This is a genomic window from Litchfieldella qijiaojingensis (genome assembly GCF_014651875.1).
In the GTDB taxonomy this organism is placed as follows: Bacteria; Pseudomonadota; Gammaproteobacteria; order Pseudomonadales; family Halomonadaceae; genus Litchfieldella; species Litchfieldella qijiaojingensis.
The window spans coordinates 176,466-193,408 of the sequence record NZ_BMXS01000001.1 but is presented as its reverse complement, the minus strand read 5'-3'; the positions used below and the strand labels follow the sequence as shown (position 1 = coordinate 193,408).

The following is a 16,943-nucleotide window of genomic DNA, read 5'->3' as shown; positions in this document are numbered from 1 at the left end:
GCTATCGTCAACCCATTTGCAACAGCATCGACTGAGGCGATTCGAGATAGCCTTTCCAGCGATTGCAGAAGCGCGCGATGGTGCCGCCATCGATGATGCGGTGGTCCCCGGCCCAGCTAACGGTCATGATCGCTCGCTCGATCACCCCACCGTGATCGTCGAAGCGTGGCAGCCGTTGGACCCGGCCGAGGGCGACAATGGCCACCTCGGGCGCATTGATGATCGGCGACGCATAGGTGCCTCCCAACGCCCCGATATTGGAAATGCTGATGGTACCGTCCTTGAGATCCGCCTGCCCGACACGCCCTTCGCGAGCGGCTTCGGTCAGGCGCGCCACTTCAGCGGCAATCTCCAACAAGGACAGACGCTCGACGCTCTTGACGTTGGGCACGATCAACCCCCCCCGGCCGTCCACCGCCATGCCGATATTGCAGTGAGGCTGATAGTGGATTTCGGTCACCTCGTCGTTGATCCGGCTATTGAGAATCGGGAATTCCCTTACCGCCAGCGCCACGGCCTTCATGAAGAACGGCATCAGCGTCAAGCGCGTCCCCTGTGCCTGTGCTTCATCCTTGAGACGCTCGCGCAAGGCCAAGAGTTCGGTGACATCGATCTCGTCGCCGTAGGTGAAGTGAGGGATGGTAGAGGCCGCTTCCGCCATGCGCCGGGCCATCACAGCCTGCATGCCCTTGATCGGTTCGATGCGGACCTCTCGCTCGCGCTCGACTCTCGCTCGTTCCTCTCTTCTTGTCTCGGCCTGTTGTGGCCGGGCAGCGCCACGCACAGGCTCGGGCCGTCTTTCGAGATATGCAAGAACATCGGCCTTGAGCACTCGGCCATCCTTTCCCGAACCTGGGATATCGGCTAACGTCAGGCCATGTTCACGTACCAGCCGGCGCACCGCCGGACTGGCAGGAATTCGCTGGCGTCGAAGGTTTACCCCAGCATGCGTGACCTCACCCTCGCCGGGCTCGACGGTTGGCGCATGGCGCGGCGGCGCGGCGGAAGTCGCTGGCTTCACGCCTTCCTGGCGATCCCGGGGAACGAAGGCAAACAGTGGCGAATGCACCCGTGCACTTTCGCCTTTCGCGTAGTAGCGGTGAGTCACCCGCCCTGCCTTGGGCGCCGTGATCTCGACCATCGCCTTGTCGGTCATCACATCGACCACGGGCTGGTCTTCCTCGATCTCGTCGCCCTCGCCGATGCGCCACTCGACCACTTCGCACTCGACGATTCCCTCGCCGATATCCGGCAGGATGAAGTCCTCGCTTTGCTCTTCACCCGTCTCGCTCGCCGCGACAACCCTCGCAGGCTCTTTCGGGGGGGCTTGCTCCTGCGCTGACTCGCCCGCGAGCTCTTCTTCGTCTTTCGACGACATCGGCGTGTCGCTAGTCTCTGCCTGCTCTCCACCTTCGGCGACCAGGGCGAACAAGGGCTGATGGACTTTGGCGATCTCGCCCTCGCGATAATAGAGCCGGCTGACGCGCCCCCGGTAAGGAGCCGGAATCTCCACTAGCGCCTTGTCGGTCATCACTTCGGCCACTGGCTGATCTTCCTCGATCATATCGCCTTCGCTGACCAGCCATTTGACCAGCTCGCACTCCACGATACCTTCGCCGATATCGGGCAGCATAAAATCACTCATGGTTGCGCTCCTGTCCTGATATCGACCTAGAACTCGATGCTGGCCTTGATGGCCTCGAAGATCTTCAGATGATCGGGCATGTACTCCTTCTCCAGGGTCAGCGGGAAGGGAGTATCCAGCCCGGTCACGCGGACAATGGGCGATTCCAGATAGAGAAAGCAACGCGTCTGGATGGCGGCAGCGATCTCGCCGGCAAAGCCACCGGTCAAGGGCGCTTCATGGGTCACCACCAACCGTCCGGTCTTGAGCACCGACTCGGCCACGGTTTCCACGTCCCAGGGCAGGATGGTGCGCAAGTCGATGACCTCGCAGGAAATGCCCTCCTTTTCGGCCAGCTCGACGGTCCGTTCGATCACCTCCATCTGCGCGCCCCAACCCAGCACGGTGATGTCATCGCCTTCCTTGATGACTTCGGCCTCGCCCAGAGGAAGCTGATAATCGCTTTCCGGCACCTCGCCGGTGGATGCGCGGTACAGCCGTTTGGGCTCGAAGAACAACACCGGGTTTTGATCGCGGATCGATCCCAGCAGCAGCCCCTTGGCCTGATGAGGGTTGCGCGGCACCACGACCTTCAACCCCGGGGTATGAGCGAAATAGGCTTCCGGCGACTGCGAATGGTAATGCCCGCCGGAAATGCCGCCACCATAGGGTGCCCGAATGGTCAGCCCACCGACATTGAAGAGGTTGCCTGAACGATAACGGAACTTGGCCGTTTCGTTGACGATCTGGTCGAAGGCCGGAAAGATGTAATCGGCGAACTGGATCTCTGCCACGGGGATCGACCCCTGTGCGGCGAGCCCGTTGGCAAAACCGATGATGCCCTGCTCCACCAGCGGCGTATTGAAGCAGCGCGTCTTGCCGTATTTCTGCTGCAGATTGCTGGTGGCGCGAAACACCCCGCCGAACTCCCCCACGTCTTCACCGAAGCACAGTACCCCTTCGTCGGCGGCCATGGCGATATCCAGGGCATTGTTGATGGCCTGCAGCATGTTCATCTTCGCCATGTCACGCTCCTCCCTTGCCTCGGCCAGCGCTCTTCGGATAGGCCTCCGGATACTTGCGAATATGCGCCTTGAGTTGCTCGAGCTGCTCGGCAAGCGCCGGGGTGATGACGTCATAGACGTCGCTGACCAGCGTTTCCAGCGCCGGCGGTTGGCGCTTCTCGGCGCGTTTCATGGTTTCGAGCACCTCGCGGCGCAAGCTTTCCTGCAGGGCCTTTTCGTCGTCTTCGCTCCACCACTCCCGATCCTGCAACCAGTGCCGCATGCGCAGAATGGGATCCTTTTCCCGCCATGCTTCCTCCTCCTTTCTGCTGCGATAGCCGGAAGGGTCGTCGGACGACGAATGCGCCGCGAGGCGGTAAGTCATGGCCTCGATCAGTACCGGGCTGTTGTTCTCGACCACCATGCGACGGGCGATCCTGGTGGCTTCATGAACGGCCAGGACATCGTTACCATCGACCCGGATGACCTGCATCTTGTAACCGAACGCTCGCGGTGCCACTCCATCGGCGGCGAACTGCTCGATGGTGGGAGTGGAAATTGCGTAGCCGTTGTTGCGGCAGAAGAAGATCACCGGCACCTTGTGCACCGTGGCCATGTTTAAGGCGGCATGGAAGTCCCCTTCCGAGGCTGCCCCCTCGCCAAAGTAGGTGATGGTGCAGTGCTTCTCTCCAGCCAGCTTCTGGCCATAGGCATAGCCCACGGCCTGGGGAATCTGCGTGGCCAGCGGCGAGGAAATGGTCATGTAGTGGAGCTTGGCCGAGCCGTAGTGGATCGGCATCTGCCGTCCCTTGCCGTAGTCCTGCTCGTTGCCGAACAACTGATTCATGAACTCGTCGGTGGTGAAGCCGCGATAGGCCAGGGCTCCCTGCTCACGATACTGAGCCATGATCATGTCGGCATCGTCCAACGCAGCCGTACTGCCGATGACTGCGGCTTCCTCGCCGGTGCACTGCATGTAGAAGCTCAACCGCCCCTGGCGCTGGGCCGCCATCATGCGTTCGTCGAGCACACGCGTGAAGAGCATGGCGCGATAGATGCGCAAGGCCTTGTCACGGTCCAGGTCGGGGGCTTCGGCACCGTCGTAGAGCGTGCCGTCCTGCTGCAGGAGCTTGAAAGTGGGAAGACGAAACTCGTCACCGTCGGTGAAGGTCGGGGTATAGGTGACCTCGGATCTCGTTGTCGTCATGGTCCTCTTCCTTGGGTAATGGCTTGAGGAACGCCACTCCCCTTGTGGGGGTGCGGTTAGTTCAACTGTAGTTCAATGTTAGCGGGATTCGATATTCACTCCACCAACGTTACCGATTGCTCAATCTACCGTTAACGTTAACGTAAAATCCGGCACGGAACATGCCATTCGGGATACGACGTTAGTCGATACGCCGTACGGTTACAGGTGTCGGGAAACACGCTCGAAGGCGCTGTCCACGCATAGCGCCAACAGGGCGATAAGCAGAGCACCTTGCAGGATGTAAGCGGTGTTGCCATTGACGATGCCAGCAATGATGGGTTCGCCCAGCGTCTTGGCCCCGATCGTCGATCCTATGGCGGCGGTGGCGATGTTGATGGTCACTGACGTGCGGATACCAGCGACGATGACCGTCAATGCGAGAGGAAACTCCACTTGCCACAGGACCTGACCACCCGACATGCCCATGCCACGCGCCGCTTCCAGCACGTCGGCATCGATTCCCTGCAAGCCGACCAAGGTGTTGCGAACGATCGGTAACAGACCGTAGAGAACCAAGGCAACGATCGTCGGCTCGGTCCCGAATCCCAGCATCGGTACCGAGAGAGCCAGCACGGCCACCGGAGGAAATGTCTGCCCCATGGAAGCGAGTTGGGCGACCAGCGGCAGGAAATCGCGCCCCCAGGAGCGAGTCACCATCACCGCCGCCCCCACCCCGGCAATGATGGCTACCAGCGAAGCCACGCCGACGATGGCCATATGGTTGACCACCAGCGTCAGGAAGGCATTGCGCTGATAAATCACCGAACGGCTATTGGGGGCGATTTGGCGAAAGACATCCTCCAGCCAGGGTATCGCCAGCACCATGCCCAGCAGTGCCGCCAGCCATGCCAAGGGAACCCACCATTCCCACAGGGACGGACGCTGCCACATGCTTTCCGCCAGCCGCTTCATGGTGCTGCCTTGAGCAGATCGTGCAGTGATAGAGTTCCTACCGGACGTCCAGTCCCATCGACGACCGTCAGGCTCTCACAGTGATGCCAGAGCATCAGCGACAGCGCCAAACGCAGACTGTCATCGATACCGACCGATGGATCGGATCGACTGGGGCGGGAAGTACCCAGCGGCTGCATCCGGGCAGCCACCCGAGTCAGGCCAGCCTGCTTGAGCCCTCGGTCCGCCCCTCCAAGCAGCGATTCGACGAAACCATTCGCCGGTTCACGTAGCAGAGCCTGAGGTGTGCCCTGCTGCACGATGCGCCCCTGACTCATGACCACGATGCGATCGGCGAGCTTGAGAGCTTCGTCCATGTCATGAGTGACGAAAACGATGGTCTTCCTGAGCCGCGACTGCAGCCGCAGCAACTCGTCCTGCAGGGTTTCGCGAGTGATCGGATCGAGCGCCCCGAAAGGCTCGTCCATCAGCAGGATATCCGGATCTGCGGCCAGTGCACGCGCCACGCCGACACGCTGAGCCTGGCCGCCGGAAAGCTGAGCGGGCATCTTCTCGGCGAAGACCGCCGGATCGAGGCCCAGTAACTCCATCAGCTCGGTAACTCGAACATCGATACGGGCCGGCATCCACTTCAGCAAACGCGGCACCAGGCCAATGTTGCGCGCCACCGACCAGTGAGGAAACAGACCGGTGTTCTGGATGGCATAGCCGATGCGCCGCCGCAGTACCTGCTCATTGAACGAGCGGATCTGCCGACCATCGATCAAGATCTGACCCGCACTGTGCTCGATCAACCGGTTGATCATGCGTAGCGTGGTCGACTTGCCACAGCCCGAGGTGCCCACCAGCACGCACAGCTCGCCATTGGCCACCGTCAGCGAAATGCCATCCACTGCCCGCTCGCGGCCGAATACCTTGCTGACCTCCTGCAGTTCAATCATGCACGACTCCACGCCGGAAATATGCCGCTAGCGCACTGAAGCCGGCATCTACGATCAGCGCCATGACGAGGATCGGTAACGCGCCCAACACCACCAGATCCATGGCCGCCTGGCCCAGTCCCTGGAAGATGAAGGTGCCGAGCCCTCCGGCCCCAATCAGTGCCGCGACGGCGGCCAGGCCAACCGCCTGGATGGTAGTGACACGAATCCCCTCCAGCAGCACTGGCAAACCTAGTGGCAGGCGCACCTGGAAGAAGATTTGCCAGGGGCTCATGCCCATGCCGCGCGCGGCTTCGATCACGTCGGGCGGTACTTCCTCCAGGGCCACGAAGGTGTTGCGCGTCATTGGCAGCAGGCTGTAGCCAACCAATGCAATCAATGCAGGTGTCCAACCGATCCCTTGCACCCCCAACTCGGCAAGCAGCGGATAACGCGCCGCCAGCCATGCCAACGGTGCCAGCAACAGCCCGAACAGGGCCAGGCTCGGAATCGTCTGAATCACGCTCAGCACCCCGAACGTGGTCGTTTGCAGACGAGTGAAGCTGCGAATCGTCAGCGCCAGGGCAAAACCGATGACTAGGCTCAGCGACACGGCCGCCCCGACCAGCCACAAGTGATACAGCAAGGCGGACGTGAACTGTTCGCGACGACTGGCGTATTCCCGCAGCAGGGCCAGCGTATCGAGCCATCCCGATACCAGGGCGAGCGTCAACGAACCCAGCACCAGTCCGCCGACCAGCAGCAACGCACCGCGTGTCGGATTCAATCGGGTGCGTAGCTCGATCAGAATCAACAGCAACAGGAACAGCAGGCTCCAGACGCCTGCGCCGATACCGGCCCTGGCGTAGGGCTGCCCAGAATCGACGAAGGCCAGAGAGAAGGCTGCCAAGGCCCAAGGCAATGCGATCAACAATGCCACATCGAGGCCGAGCAACAGACGCAGCCTCCTCACGGTGGGATGCCAAGCCAGCCACAAGCCGGCCAGCAAAGGCAGCGACAGCAACACGGCATCAAACGGCCCCATGATCTCTCCCAGGCGATAGGCTTCGCCTGGCACGATGCGGTTAGGCTGGACGCTGACCAGCTCCAGGCCATGTAGCACCAGCAGGGCTAGCGTCGTCAGGGCAACGATGACGCGATTCGGAGATTGCATGGCGTCGGACATGGTGCCGACGCTATCAGAGATCCAGTGAATCGAGATAGTCGGCAGCGACCTGGCTCGGGTCGGCCCCGCCCACGGCGACCTCGCCGTTGAGGCGTTGCAGTGTCTCGAGGTCGAGGGATTCGAACACCGGTGACAGCAGAGACTCGATCCGCGGGTAGGTTTCGAGCACCGACTCACGTATCACGGGGGTTGGCTGATAGACTGGCTGCACTCCAAGGGTATCCTCGAGTACCACCAGATCCAGGGCATTGAGACCACCATCGGTGCCATAGGTCATAGCGGCATTGACACCATCCGTCTGCAACGCTGCGGCACGCATGGTCGCCGCCGTGTTGCCGCCCGACAGGACCACGAGTTGATTGGGGGACAGCTCGAAACCATAGGCTTGTTGAAAAGCCGGCAGCGCGGATGGCGATTCGACGAACTCGGCACTAGCGGCGAACTTGAACTCACCGCCTTGCGCCAGATATTCGCTGAGATCCTCGAGAGATTGCAGCCCGTGCTCTCTGGCCAGATCGCCTCGCACGCTCATCGCCCAAGTGTTGTTGGCATCGGCGGGCGTCAGCCAGACCAGTCCGTTGGCTTCGGCATCCAGGCGCTTGACCTCCTGATAGGCCTGCTCGGCATCCTTCCACACATCACTGTCCTGCCGGTCGAAGAAGAAAGCGCCATTGCCGGTATATTCCGGATAGATATCGATCTCACCCGAGAGGATGGCACCGCGCACGATACTGGTGGTCCCGAGCTGCAAGCGGTTCTCGACCTCGATACCGTTGTTTTCTAGCACCTGCAGAATCAACTCTCCCAACACCGATCCTTCGGTATCGATCTTCGATGCAACCACGACCGGCTCCTGGGCTTGAGCGACCCCAAGTGACAACACAGCACCCGCCATACTCGCCACCATCCAGCCCATTGTCCTGTTCATCGAGACCACTCCGGTGTAATGATGTGATGTCAGTATAAGGAAGACATCATGATGTGTCAGACGAGCGATCAACGCTTCCCGCTCTGGGAGCGTTACCGACATCCGTTGATTCGAGACCTGGCTTGGTTGATCGCAGCCCCGGACGTACTCGAGACGCCTGGCTTCGCACGCCCTGATTTGAAGGAGCTGGGACTGGAAGGAGGTCGTCTTGCCGCCTGGCTGGACGCACTCGAACGCGCCCCGCATACCCTGACGGCGCGTATCGGCGCCAGCCGTCGAGGACGACTAGGCCATTATCATGAACGGCTATGGCAATTCCTGCTCTCCGAAGCGCCTGGCACGCACCTGGTGGCGCACAACCTGCCCATCGTCGAGGACAAACGCACCCTCGGGGAATTGGACCTGATCTACCGCAACGGCAGCACTCCCGAGCCGATCCATCTCGAGGTCGCCATCAAGTTCTATCTAGGCTTGGTTGAGGGGCCGGGTGAGGCCACAAGCCAGGCTCGCTGGATCGGCCCCGGTTGCGCTGACAGCCTGGCCATCAAGTACCAGCACCTGCAACGACATCAACTCCCGCTGGCCAACTCACCCCAGGCACAACGGCAACTCGCCGACATGCTGGGCGAAGCCGACGCGAGAGTCAGCCAACGACTCGCATTACCGGGAATCCTTTTCTATCCCTGGCGACACGATATGCCACCCCCTCGGGGGGCCCGTGCCAACCACCTGAGGGGCGAGTGGCTGACTTGGCAAGAATGGCCAGCGCTTCGTCGTCAATTGCCAGCCGGTACCCAAGGCATCGTGTTGCGCAAGCCTCACTGGTTGGCACCGCCACCACGCAGCACCCTGCACCCGCTATCCGATCTGAACGCGCAGCTTGCTTACCATTTCAGCCTGCCACGCCCACCCCTGCTCCTCGGACTTTATGGCCCCGAGCGAGGTTGGCGTCGCGTGTTCGTGACCGGCAACGACTGGCCAGACCAGATACCGCTGCCGCCAAGTCTAGCGACTCAATCGTCCTGAGTGGCTGGCGTCTCGAACACCCAAGTGGTGCCTTCCCGGCTATCCTTGAGCACGATGCCGAGTTCCGCCAATTCATCACGGATGCGATCCGCCGTGGCAAAATCCTTGGTCTTCTTGGCCGCTGCCCGTTCCGCGATACGCGCTTCGATTTCAGCCTCGCTGATCGGCAGTGCCTCACCACCGCCCTTGAGGAAGGTGGACGGGTCCTGGGTGAACAGGCCCAGAACTCCACCCAGGCGCTTCAGTTCAAAGGCCAAGGCCGGGGCCTGTTCGGGAGCTTCCTTCTTGGCTCGGTTGAGTTCGCGGGCCAAATCGAACAATGCCGCCAGCGCTTCGGGAGTATTGAAGTCGTCATCCATGGCGGCCACGAAGCGCTGGTCGAAGCGCACATCGACCGCCCCTTCTTGCGGCACCACACCTTCCAAGGCGGTATAGAAACGCTCCAGCGATTTGCGCGCCTCGCCCAAGGAGTCCGGCGCATAGTTGATCGGGCTACGATAGTGGCTGGCAACCAGCAGGTAGCGCACCACTTCCGGGTCGTGGGCCTCGAGCACGTCGCGAATGGTGAAGAAATTGCCCAGCGACTTGGACATCTTTTCCTGATTGACGCGTACCGCACCGGCATGCATCCAGGTATTGACATAGAGCTTGCCGGTCGCCGCCTCGCTTTGGGCGATCTCATTCTCGTGGTGCGGGAAGGTCAGGTCAGGGCCACCGCCGTGAATGTCGAAGGTCTCGCCCAGGCAGCAAGTCGACATCGCCGAGCACTCGATATGCCAACCGGGACGGCCCTCGCCCCAGGGCGATGACCAACTGGCCTCGCCGGGCTTGGCCGCCTTCCACAGCACGAAGTCCAACGGATCCTCCTTATGCTCGTCGACCTCGACGCGGGCACCGGCGCGCATCTCATCAGGATCGCGATTGTTGAGCTTGCCGTAGTCGGCGAACTTCCTGACTCGGTAATAGACATCGCCGTTGTCCGCCGCATAGGCATAGCCCTTGTCGATCAAGCTTCCGATCATGTCGACGATCTCGACGATATGGCCGGTGGCGCGCGGCTCCTGGTCCGGGCGAAGCACCATCAGCCGGCCTTCGTCCTCATGCATGGCGGCAATCATGCGTTCGGTCAGACTGGCGATCGATTCGCCATTCTCCTCGGCACGCCGGAGGATCTTGTCGTCGATGTCGGTGATGTTGCGCACATAGGTGACGTCATAGCCCCGGGCCCGCAGGTAGCGGGTGATCACGTCGAAGGCCACCATCACCCGGGCATGGCCAAGGTGGCAATAGTCGTAGACGGTCATGCCGCACACGTACATGCGAATCCTGCCCGGCTCCAGGGGCTCGAACGTTTCCTTGCGCCTTGTCAGGGTATTGTAGATTTGCATGTCAGCCCTTCTTCTGAATCTTCGCCCAGGTGTCCTTGAGTCCCACGGTACGATTGAATACCAGGTGATCCTCACGGCAAGCATGGCGGTCGGCACAGAAATAACCGACACGTTCAAACTGGAAGCGTGACTCAGGTTTCACCCCGGCCAGACTGGGTTCGGCAATGCCTTGTAGGGTGATCAGCGATTCAGCACTGAGGTGCTCGAGGAAGTCGGTATCCTTGTCCTTGTCTGGCGATTCGACCTGGAACAGGTTGTCGTAAAGCCGCACTTCCACCGGCACGCCCTGGGCCACACTGACCCAATGAATCACCCCTTTGACCTTGCGACCTTCGGGGTTCTTGCCCAGCGTATCGAAATCCACCGAGCAGCGTAGCTCGGTGACCTCGCCGGCATCGTTCTTGATCACGTCGTCGCAACGAATCACGTAGGCATTACGCAGCCTGACTTCCTTGCCGGGAGCCAGACGGAAGAACTTCTTCGGCGGCTCTTCCATGAAGTCATCACGGTCGATCCAGATCTCACGGGTGAACGGCAACTTGCGTGTACCCATGTCATCGCGGGCCGGGTGGCCAGGCACTTCGAAGACCTCGTCGTGATCCTCTGGCACGTTGGTGAGCACCACCTTGAGCGGCTTGAGCACGCACATGGCGCGCGGAGCGTTGTCCTCCAGGTCTGCACGAATCGCGTGATAGAGCATGGCAATATCGACCAGGCCGCCATCGGCACGCGTCACACCGATCATCTCACAGAACTTGCGGATCGAAGCCGGCGTATAGCCACGCCGACGCATACCGGAAATGGTCGGCATGCGAGGGTCGTCCCAGCCGTCGACGATGCCTTCGTCCACCAGCAGCTTGAGCTTGCGCTTCGAGGTCAAGGTATAGTTGAGGTTCAGCCGAGCGAATTCGATCTGACGCGGCTTGCACGGAACCGGCAGGTTGTCGAGGAACCATTCGTAGAGTGGGCGATGATCCTCGAACTCGAGGGTGCAGATCGAGTGCGTCACGCCCTCGATGGCATCCGACTGGCCATGCGTGAAATCGTAGGAGGGATAAATCTTCCACTTGTCGCCGGTCTGATGATGGCGGGCATGGCGGATGCGATAGAGGATCGGGTCGCGCATGTTGATGTTGGGCGACGCCATATCGATCTTGGCACGCAATACTTTCTCACCCTCGGCGAATTCACCGGCGCGCATGCGCTCCAGCAGGTCGAGGTTCTCCTCGGGCGAGCGATCGCGATAGGGGCTGGGTCGGCCCGCTTCGGTCAAGGTGCCGCGATACTCGCGGATCTCATCCGGCGAGAGATCGTCGACATAGGCCTTGCCTTCGCGCACCAGATACTGTGCCCACTCATAGAGCTGGTCGAAGTAGTCGGAAGCGAAACGCACGCCCCCCGCCCACTGGTAGCCCAGCCAGGACACGTCCTCCTTGATGGCGTCGATATAGGCCTGCTCTTCCTTGGAGGGGTTGGTGTCGTCGAATCGCAGATGACAGTCACCGCCAAACTGCTCGGCGAGTCCGAAGTTCAGGCAGATCGACTTGGCATGGCCGATATGCAGGAAGCCATTGGGCTCCGGGGGGAACCGCGTGACGATGGTATCGACCTTGCCCGCTTCGACTTCTTCACGAACCTGGTTGCGAATGAAGTTCGGGGCGCTGGTGCTGTCATTGCTCATGGGGCGTCTAGGAACCTCTGGTTGCTCGCGATGGCTGGCGACGCGCCGTGCCGCGAGCCACGTGACTCGCTCCGGCTTCGCGTGCCGTTGCAAAACGGCTATTATAGCGTGACGCAGTCGCGCTACGCCAAGGCGCGCCACTCAATAGCTTTCAGGATTTCGACATGATCGTTCTGCAGACCAACTTCGGTGATATCACTATCGCGCTCGACTTCGACAAGGCGCCGAAGACCGCCGCGAACTTCCAACAATACGTGACCGACGGTCACTACGATGGCACTCTCTTCCACAGGGTGATCAACGGTTTCATGGTCCAGGGCGGTGGCTTCGATACCAATTTCGAGCAGAAGGCAACCCGCGCGCCGATCGAAAACGAAGCCGACAACGGCTTGCAGAACCGCACCGGCACCCTGGCCATGGCACGTACCCAGGATCCGCATTCGGCTACCGCGCAGTTCTTCATCAACGTTGCCGACAACGACTTCCTCAACCATAGCGCCAAGACCCTTCAGGGCTGGGGGTACTGTGTGTTCGGCGAAGTGGTCGAAGGCATGGACGTGGTGGAGAGGATCAAGGAAGTCCCCACCACTCGCCGCGGCATGCATGCCGATGTCCCCGCCGACGACGTGGTGATCCAGCGCGCCTATCTCAAGGACGACGTCCAGGACGTCTGAGCCTCATCCAAGTCTAAAACGCCCGCGCCAGCGGGCGTATTGCGTTCTGCCCGATGCGAGAGCCCGCCATGACCACCCTGCTGATTTCCGACCTCCACCTGGACGCCGATACTCCCGAGATCGCCAACGGCTTTTTCGCCTATCTCGACGACCATGCCCGCAACGCCGATGTCTTGTACATTCTCGGTGACTTCTTCGAGGCCTGGATCGGCGACGACATTCTCGACCACCCCGGCATGGCGCCACTGGCCGAACGTGTCGCCGGTGCTCTACGACGGGTGAGCGACGGGGGAACCAAGCTATACCTGATGCACGGCAATCGCGATTTCCTGCTCGGCGAACGCTTCGCCGCCGACGCCGGCTTGACCCTTCTCGACGAACCGAGCGTCGTGGAGCTTGGCGGCGAACGGGTCCTGTTGATGCACGGTGATAGCCTGTGCACCCGTGACACCGCTTACATGGCGTTCCGCGAACAGGCCCGCAACCCACAATGGCAGGCCCAAGTGCTGGCAATGCCGATCGAACAGCGCCTGGAACTGGCCAAGAGCCTGCGTATGCAATCCGGCGAGGCCGTATCCAACAAGGCCGAGGACATCATGGACGTCACCCCCGAGGAAGTCGTGCGAGTCATGGAAGAACACGACGTGCACACCCTGATCCATGGCCACACGCACCGCCCAGCCGTTCACACACTCGAAGTCAACGGCGCCCCCGCCAGTCGCATCGTGCTCGGCGACTGGCGGCCCGGGCGTGGCTGGGAGGTCCGTGTCGAGGATGGCCGATCGCCGAAGCTCCAGGACTTCCCGCTTCACGGCTAAGTACGTTCTAACAAGAATCCTGGGCCGATGCATCGTCCCTACAAGCCGCCAGGCGCGCCTCCAGCCTCTCGACCAGGGGCAGTTGCGGTGGCGGCCCAATCAATTCCAGGCGCGAATCGCGTCGCCAGACACTGGACGTCAGGGTGGCGCGTCCGTCGGCCCGGTTGTAGAGCTTCCAGCCGGCATCGGTATGTAGTACTCCCTTGATGCGCAACTCCGGCGGCAAGCGATCCAGCAATACCGTCAAGGCATCGAGTGAGAAACGATCGTCGGGATGCCAGCGCCAGCCCAGGCTGGCATGTCCCAGCGACTCGGCCCGCTCACATATCGGCTTGCCAGGGGCTGGTTCGCGATAACGGTACTCGTCCAGGCTGACCAGTGGCGCCGTATTGCGCAAGATGCGATGAGCATTAGCTCCCGGATGAGCGTCCATCTCGACTTCGCGCGCATGACGATGGCCCTCGATCAGCAGGGAGACAGGCATGCGCCCATGACAGGCTTCCAGCACCCAGCGCTTGGGCGGCCACATGTTCTCGAGATAGCGCCATGCGGCCTGGCGTTGCTCGCGGCTGGCCAGATCCGTCATGGTCAGCGCCACCCCATCGGCGATCAGCAGTTGATCTTGAAAGGTGTCATGCTCACGAGAACGCGGATCGTCGAGGCGCCGGGGATCGAGCAAGGCGATGACTTCCTGCAATTGCAGCGCATCGGCGAAGGCCTCTCCGCGCAGCATTTCGAGCAGCCCGGCCGGATGCCCCAACCCCGATGGCTCGACGATCAGGCGATCGGGACGATGGCGGTGGATCAGGTTGACCAGGGAAGCCTGCAGAACGAAGGCCAGCTGGCAGCACATGCATCCCCCTGGCAGCCCCTTGACGATGACGTCGTCGTCCTCCTCGAACATCGCCTGATCGATTCCTACTTGGCCGAACTCATTGATGACGATCACCCAACGCTCATGACGCGGCTTATGGGCAACCAAATGGCGAATCAGAGTGCTCTTGCCACTACCCAAAAAGCCGGTGATCACGTGCACGGGTATTGGAACCCTGCTCTCGTTCGTCGTCATGCAAGCCTCGCTACCGGCAGAAACTGTTACATCATAACATTGTATCTTGAAAAAAACGCGCGGCATCAAGCTACCGCGCGTTCATGCTATTGGCGCCGAGACAGCGGATCAGAGTCGCTCGATCTCCGCCTTGCTGCGGAGATCGTCGAGCAGTGCCTGGATGGCCGCCTGGGCACGTAACCGCTCCGCCATCTGCACCGCGATGCCCTCATACTGCTCATCGACATCACCCGAATCTACTGCATCGAGAGCGATGATCGCCACGTCATTGCCGAGTGTGGCATGGCCGTAGACTGGCTCGTCACCCTGGGGATGCGGTAAACGGAATGCCACCCGGCGCACGGCAGGGGGAATATCGCTCCCCGACTGGCGGCTGACACTGTCCGCCCGTTGCCATTCGAATGCAGGCGCCTCACCGTCACGCAGGGCCGACACGCGTGCTCGCGCGAGTTCGAGCAGAGCATCCCGTTGCTTGCTCACCTTCACCGCGGCCATCACCTGATCACGCACCACGGCGAAGTCGAGAACGGCAGCCTCACGATGATCGGCAACCCGTAGCACCATACGGCGATCCTCGTCGAGCTCGATGACTTCACTGTTGAAACCATCCTCGAGCACATCGCTACTGAAAGCGGCATCCATGACGCCTGGCTCGGCCAGAATGGCTTCTCCCCCATCACGAGACACCCAATCACTTTCGTGAAGCTCAAGACCGAGACTTTCGGCTACGCTCTTCAGATCGTCGGCGGCAAAGCTCTCATCGATGAGACGTTGCACGCGCTGGTTGAACTCATCGCCGACCGCACTCAGAGCCACTTCGTCACGCAATTCGTCACGCAATTCCTCGAAAGACGGCATATCGAGCTCGGTTACCTCGATGAGATGCAAGCCATTGTCCGTCTCGACGATGGGGGACACCTGCCCCACATCCAGTGAAAAAGCGGCCTCCTCGAAGGCGTCGCCAAAAAAGCCGCGGCTGATGACGCCGAGATCCCCACCTTCATCGGCCGTGGAAGCGTCATCGGAATATTCCGCCGCAAGTGTAGCGAAGTCTTCGCCTGCAGCGAGACGCTCCTGTACTTCCTCGAGGCGGGCGCGGGCCTCCTCCCGGCTGCGCTCGCCATCGAAGGTCACCATGATATGCGACACGCGGCGCTCGGCATTATCGGCACGACGCTCATAGGCGCTGCGGAGCGCTTGCTCATCAACCTCCGCCTGCTCGGCCATCTGAAGGCGATCGACAACGACGTATTTCAGCCGCACCTGCTCAGGACGCCGATAGTCCTGCGCATTGGCCTCATAGTAGGCCTTGAGTTCGGCCTCGCTAACCTCGACGGGAGCCTCGAGATCCTCGGCACTCAGGATGTGATAGCGGAAGCTGCGAGTCTGGCGCTGCAACTCACCCAAACGCTCGCGCTCGGAAGGCAAGGTAAAATCGCTGAATGCCAACCCCTGCTGCAGTTGCTGGCGCTGCATATCGACACGCAGTGCCTGACGGAACGACATAGGGGTATAACCCGCACTAGCCAGACGATTACGGAAAAGATCCTGGGAGAAGCGCCCATTCTGATCCTGGAACTCCGGCAATGACACGATCACCTGATCGAGCTGCTCTTCGGAAAGATGCAAACCGCCATCATCGGTGTATTGGTCCAGCAGTGAGACAGTGATGAGTTCGTTCAGCACTTGGTTGCGCAGGGCCCGCTCCTGGTCCGGCGGTACCTGGCCACTGCGAATGGCACGCTGAACCTCCAGCTCGACTTGCTGGCGGGTGATGGATTGGCCATTGACCTTGGCCACGTCATTCTCCCCGCTGGTAAAGAATCCCACCAGGGCATCCGCCCCAAACAGGGCCATGGCGGCAACCATCAATCCGATAATGATCTTGGCGCCCCAACTCTTGGAGCGGTCCCGAATACTTTGCAGCATGCTGGCCTCGGCTGAAGATTGGCACGAATCACGACATATTATACCCGGCAGGTCAGTGCCGAAGCCAAGGTTCGACGCTGCCAATCACCGGAATATATGGGATAAAGTGGTCACGGCTTGTAGTTCGAACGACCCATAACAAAAAAGCGCACCGCTATCGCGATGCGCCTATTGACGGGCCACTTTGCCCGCTGACCACGCGTCAGCGTCTTAGTTGACCGAGTCCTTGAGCGCCTTGCCAGCCTTGAAGCTAGGCACCTTGGCAGCGCTGATCTGAATCGGTTGTCCAGTCTGAGGATTGCGTCCGGTACGCGCGGCACGCTCCTTGACGGAGAAGGTTCCAAAGCCCACCAAAGACACGGTGTCACCCTTCTTCAGGCTCTCAGTAACACTCTCGACCATGGCATCGAGTGCACGGCTAGCGGCTGCCTTGGGAATATCGGCAGACGCTGCGATGGCTTCAATCAGCTCGGATTTGTTCACACTTCACCCCTTGACTGTTACGGAAATTGATTACTAATCGGCGCTATCTTCG

The 16,943-nt window shown here is 60.8% G+C and carries 15 protein-coding genes; 3 read left to right on the top strand and 12 right to left on the bottom strand.

The features are described from left to right. Positions 1-7 precede the first annotated feature (7 nt). The 7 genes from IE093_RS00995 to osmF form a co-directional block, all read right to left on the bottom strand. Positions 8-1,645: a dihydrolipoyllysine-residue acetyltransferase gene (locus IE093_RS00995; RefSeq protein ID WP_189465084.1), complete on the bottom strand. Its 1,638-nt coding sequence runs from the start codon at positions 1,643-1,645 to the stop codon at positions 8-10. 26 nt (positions 1,646-1,671) lie between these two features. Beyond that, the gene (locus IE093_RS00990; RefSeq protein ID WP_189465081.1) at positions 1,672-2,649 is read right to left on the bottom strand and encodes an alpha-ketoacid dehydrogenase subunit beta; all 978 of its coding nucleotides are present in this window, start codon (positions 2,647-2,649) and stop codon (positions 1,672-1,674) included. Between the two features lies 1 nt (position 2,650). Further along, positions 2,651-3,835, bottom strand: a complete 1,185-nt coding sequence (locus IE093_RS00985; RefSeq protein WP_189465078.1) for a thiamine pyrophosphate-dependent dehydrogenase E1 component subunit alpha — start codon at positions 3,833-3,835, stop codon at positions 2,651-2,653. A 201-nt stretch (positions 3,836-4,036) separates the two neighbouring features. Then, complete coding sequence (locus tag IE093_RS00980) at positions 4,037-4,789, bottom strand: ABC transporter permease (RefSeq protein ID WP_229803133.1); 753 nt, start codon at positions 4,787-4,789, stop codon at positions 4,037-4,039. Next, positions 4,786-5,730 (bottom strand): ABC transporter ATP-binding protein, encoded by a 945-nt coding sequence (locus IE093_RS00975; protein ID WP_189465076.1) that lies wholly within the window; start codon positions 5,728-5,730, stop codon positions 4,786-4,788. The genes IE093_RS00980 and IE093_RS00975 overlap by 4 nt, the downstream gene beginning before the upstream one ends. Then, the gene (locus IE093_RS00970) at positions 5,723-6,895 is read right to left on the bottom strand and encodes an ABC transporter permease (protein ID WP_189465073.1); all 1,173 of its coding nucleotides are present in this window, start codon (positions 6,893-6,895) and stop codon (positions 5,723-5,725) included. Before IE093_RS00970 ends, IE093_RS00975 begins: the two co-directional genes overlap by 8 nt. 13 nt (positions 6,896-6,908) lie before the next feature. Next, on the bottom strand, positions 6,909-7,811 hold the full coding sequence (osmF, locus tag IE093_RS00965) for a glycine betaine ABC transporter substrate-binding protein OsmF (RefSeq protein WP_422730958.1): 903 nt from the start codon (positions 7,809-7,811) through the stop codon (positions 6,909-6,911). Positions 7,812-7,871: 60 nt separating this feature from the next. Here osmF and IE093_RS00960 point away from each other — a divergent pair, with 60 nt between their 5' ends. Continuing rightward, positions 7,872-8,849, top strand: a complete 978-nt coding sequence (locus IE093_RS00960) for a DUF1853 family protein (protein ID WP_229803131.1) — start codon at positions 7,872-7,874, stop codon at positions 8,847-8,849. On the opposite strand, the gene cysS is transcribed toward IE093_RS00960, so the two are convergent. Further along, positions 8,837-10,237 (bottom strand): cysteine--tRNA ligase, encoded by a 1,401-nt coding sequence (gene cysS / locus IE093_RS00955; protein ID WP_189465066.1) that lies wholly within the window; start codon positions 10,235-10,237, stop codon positions 8,837-8,839. The two genes, IE093_RS00960 and cysS, sit on opposite strands and share 13 nt — an antisense overlap. Before the next feature lies 1 nt (position 10,238). Beyond that, positions 10,239-11,918, bottom strand: coding sequence for a glutamine--tRNA ligase/YqeY domain fusion protein (locus IE093_RS00950; RefSeq protein WP_189465063.1), 1,680 nt, complete (start codon positions 11,916-11,918; stop codon positions 10,239-10,241). A gap of 164 nt (positions 11,919-12,082) precedes the next feature. Between IE093_RS00950 and IE093_RS00945 the strand changes: the two genes are divergently transcribed. Then, on the top strand, positions 12,083-12,592 hold the full coding sequence (locus IE093_RS00945) for a peptidylprolyl isomerase (protein WP_189465060.1): 510 nt from the start codon (positions 12,083-12,085) through the stop codon (positions 12,590-12,592). Between the two features lie 68 nt (positions 12,593-12,660). After that, positions 12,661-13,410: a UDP-2,3-diacylglucosamine diphosphatase gene (locus IE093_RS00940; RefSeq protein WP_189465056.1), complete on the top strand. Its 750-nt coding sequence runs from the start codon at positions 12,661-12,663 to the stop codon at positions 13,408-13,410. Positions 13,411-13,417: 7 nt separating this feature from the next. Here the strand turns inward: IE093_RS00940 and IE093_RS00935 are convergent, their stop codons facing one another. The 3 genes from IE093_RS00935 to hupB all read right to left on the bottom strand — a co-directional run bounded on the left by IE093_RS00935 (position 13,418) and on the right by hupB (position 16,891). Further along, a complete protein-coding gene (locus IE093_RS00935) occupies positions 13,418-14,479 on the bottom strand; it encodes a CobW family GTP-binding protein (RefSeq protein WP_189465054.1) in 1,062 nt (353 codons plus the stop codon). Between the two features lie 108 nt (positions 14,480-14,587). After that, positions 14,588-16,408, bottom strand: a complete 1,821-nt coding sequence (locus tag IE093_RS00930; protein WP_189465051.1) for a SurA N-terminal domain-containing protein — start codon at positions 16,406-16,408, stop codon at positions 14,588-14,590. Positions 16,409-16,618: 210 nt separating this feature from the next. Then, positions 16,619-16,891, bottom strand: coding sequence for a nucleoid-associated protein HU-beta (hupB, locus tag IE093_RS00925; RefSeq protein ID WP_189465048.1), 273 nt, complete (start codon positions 16,889-16,891; stop codon positions 16,619-16,621). Between the last annotated feature and the right edge of the window lie 52 nt (positions 16,892-16,943).

Bases quoted from the DNA above. Each gene is read 5' to 3' on its own strand.
- IE093_RS00930 (WP_189465051.1), bottom strand. From the start codon at position 16,408: ATGCTGCAAAGTATTCGGGACCGCTCCAAGAGTTGGGGCGCCAAGATC.
- IE093_RS00970 (WP_189465073.1), bottom strand. From the start codon at position 6,895: ATGTCCGACGCCATGCAATCTCCGAATCGCGTCATCGTTGCCCTGACG.
- IE093_RS00980 (WP_229803133.1), bottom strand. From the start codon at position 4,789: ATGAAGCGGCTGGCGGAAAGCATGTGGCAGCGTCCGTCCCTGTGGGAA.
- IE093_RS00960 (WP_229803131.1), top strand. From the start codon at position 7,872: ATGATGTGTCAGACGAGCGATCAACGCTTCCCGCTCTGGGAGCGTTAC.
- osmF (WP_422730958.1), bottom strand. From the start codon at position 7,811: ATGGGCTGGATGGTGGCGAGTATGGCGGGTGCTGTGTTGTCACTTGGG.
- cysS (WP_189465066.1), bottom strand. From the start codon at position 10,237: ATGCAAATCTACAATACCCTGACAAGGCGCAAGGAAACGTTCGAGCCC.
- IE093_RS00935 (WP_189465054.1), bottom strand. From the start codon at position 14,479: ATGACGACGAACGAGAGCAGGGTTCCAATACCCGTGCACGTGATCACC.
- IE093_RS00975 (WP_189465076.1), bottom strand. From the start codon at position 5,730: ATGATTGAACTGCAGGAGGTCAGCAAGGTATTCGGCCGCGAGCGGGCA.
- IE093_RS00990 (WP_189465081.1), bottom strand. From the start codon at position 2,649: ATGGCGAAGATGAACATGCTGCAGGCCATCAACAATGCCCTGGATATC.
- IE093_RS00940 (WP_189465056.1), top strand. From the start codon at position 12,661: ATGACCACCCTGCTGATTTCCGACCTCCACCTGGACGCCGATACTCCC.
- IE093_RS00945 (WP_189465060.1), top strand. From the start codon at position 12,083: ATGATCGTTCTGCAGACCAACTTCGGTGATATCACTATCGCGCTCGAC.
- IE093_RS00995 (WP_189465084.1), bottom strand. From the start codon at position 1,645: ATGAGTGATTTTATGCTGCCCGATATCGGCGAAGGTATCGTGGAGTGC.
- IE093_RS00950 (WP_189465063.1), bottom strand. From the start codon at position 11,918: ATGAGCAATGACAGCACCAGCGCCCCGAACTTCATTCGCAACCAGGTT.
- IE093_RS00985 (WP_189465078.1), bottom strand. From the start codon at position 3,835: ATGACGACAACGAGATCCGAGGTCACCTATACCCCGACCTTCACCGAC.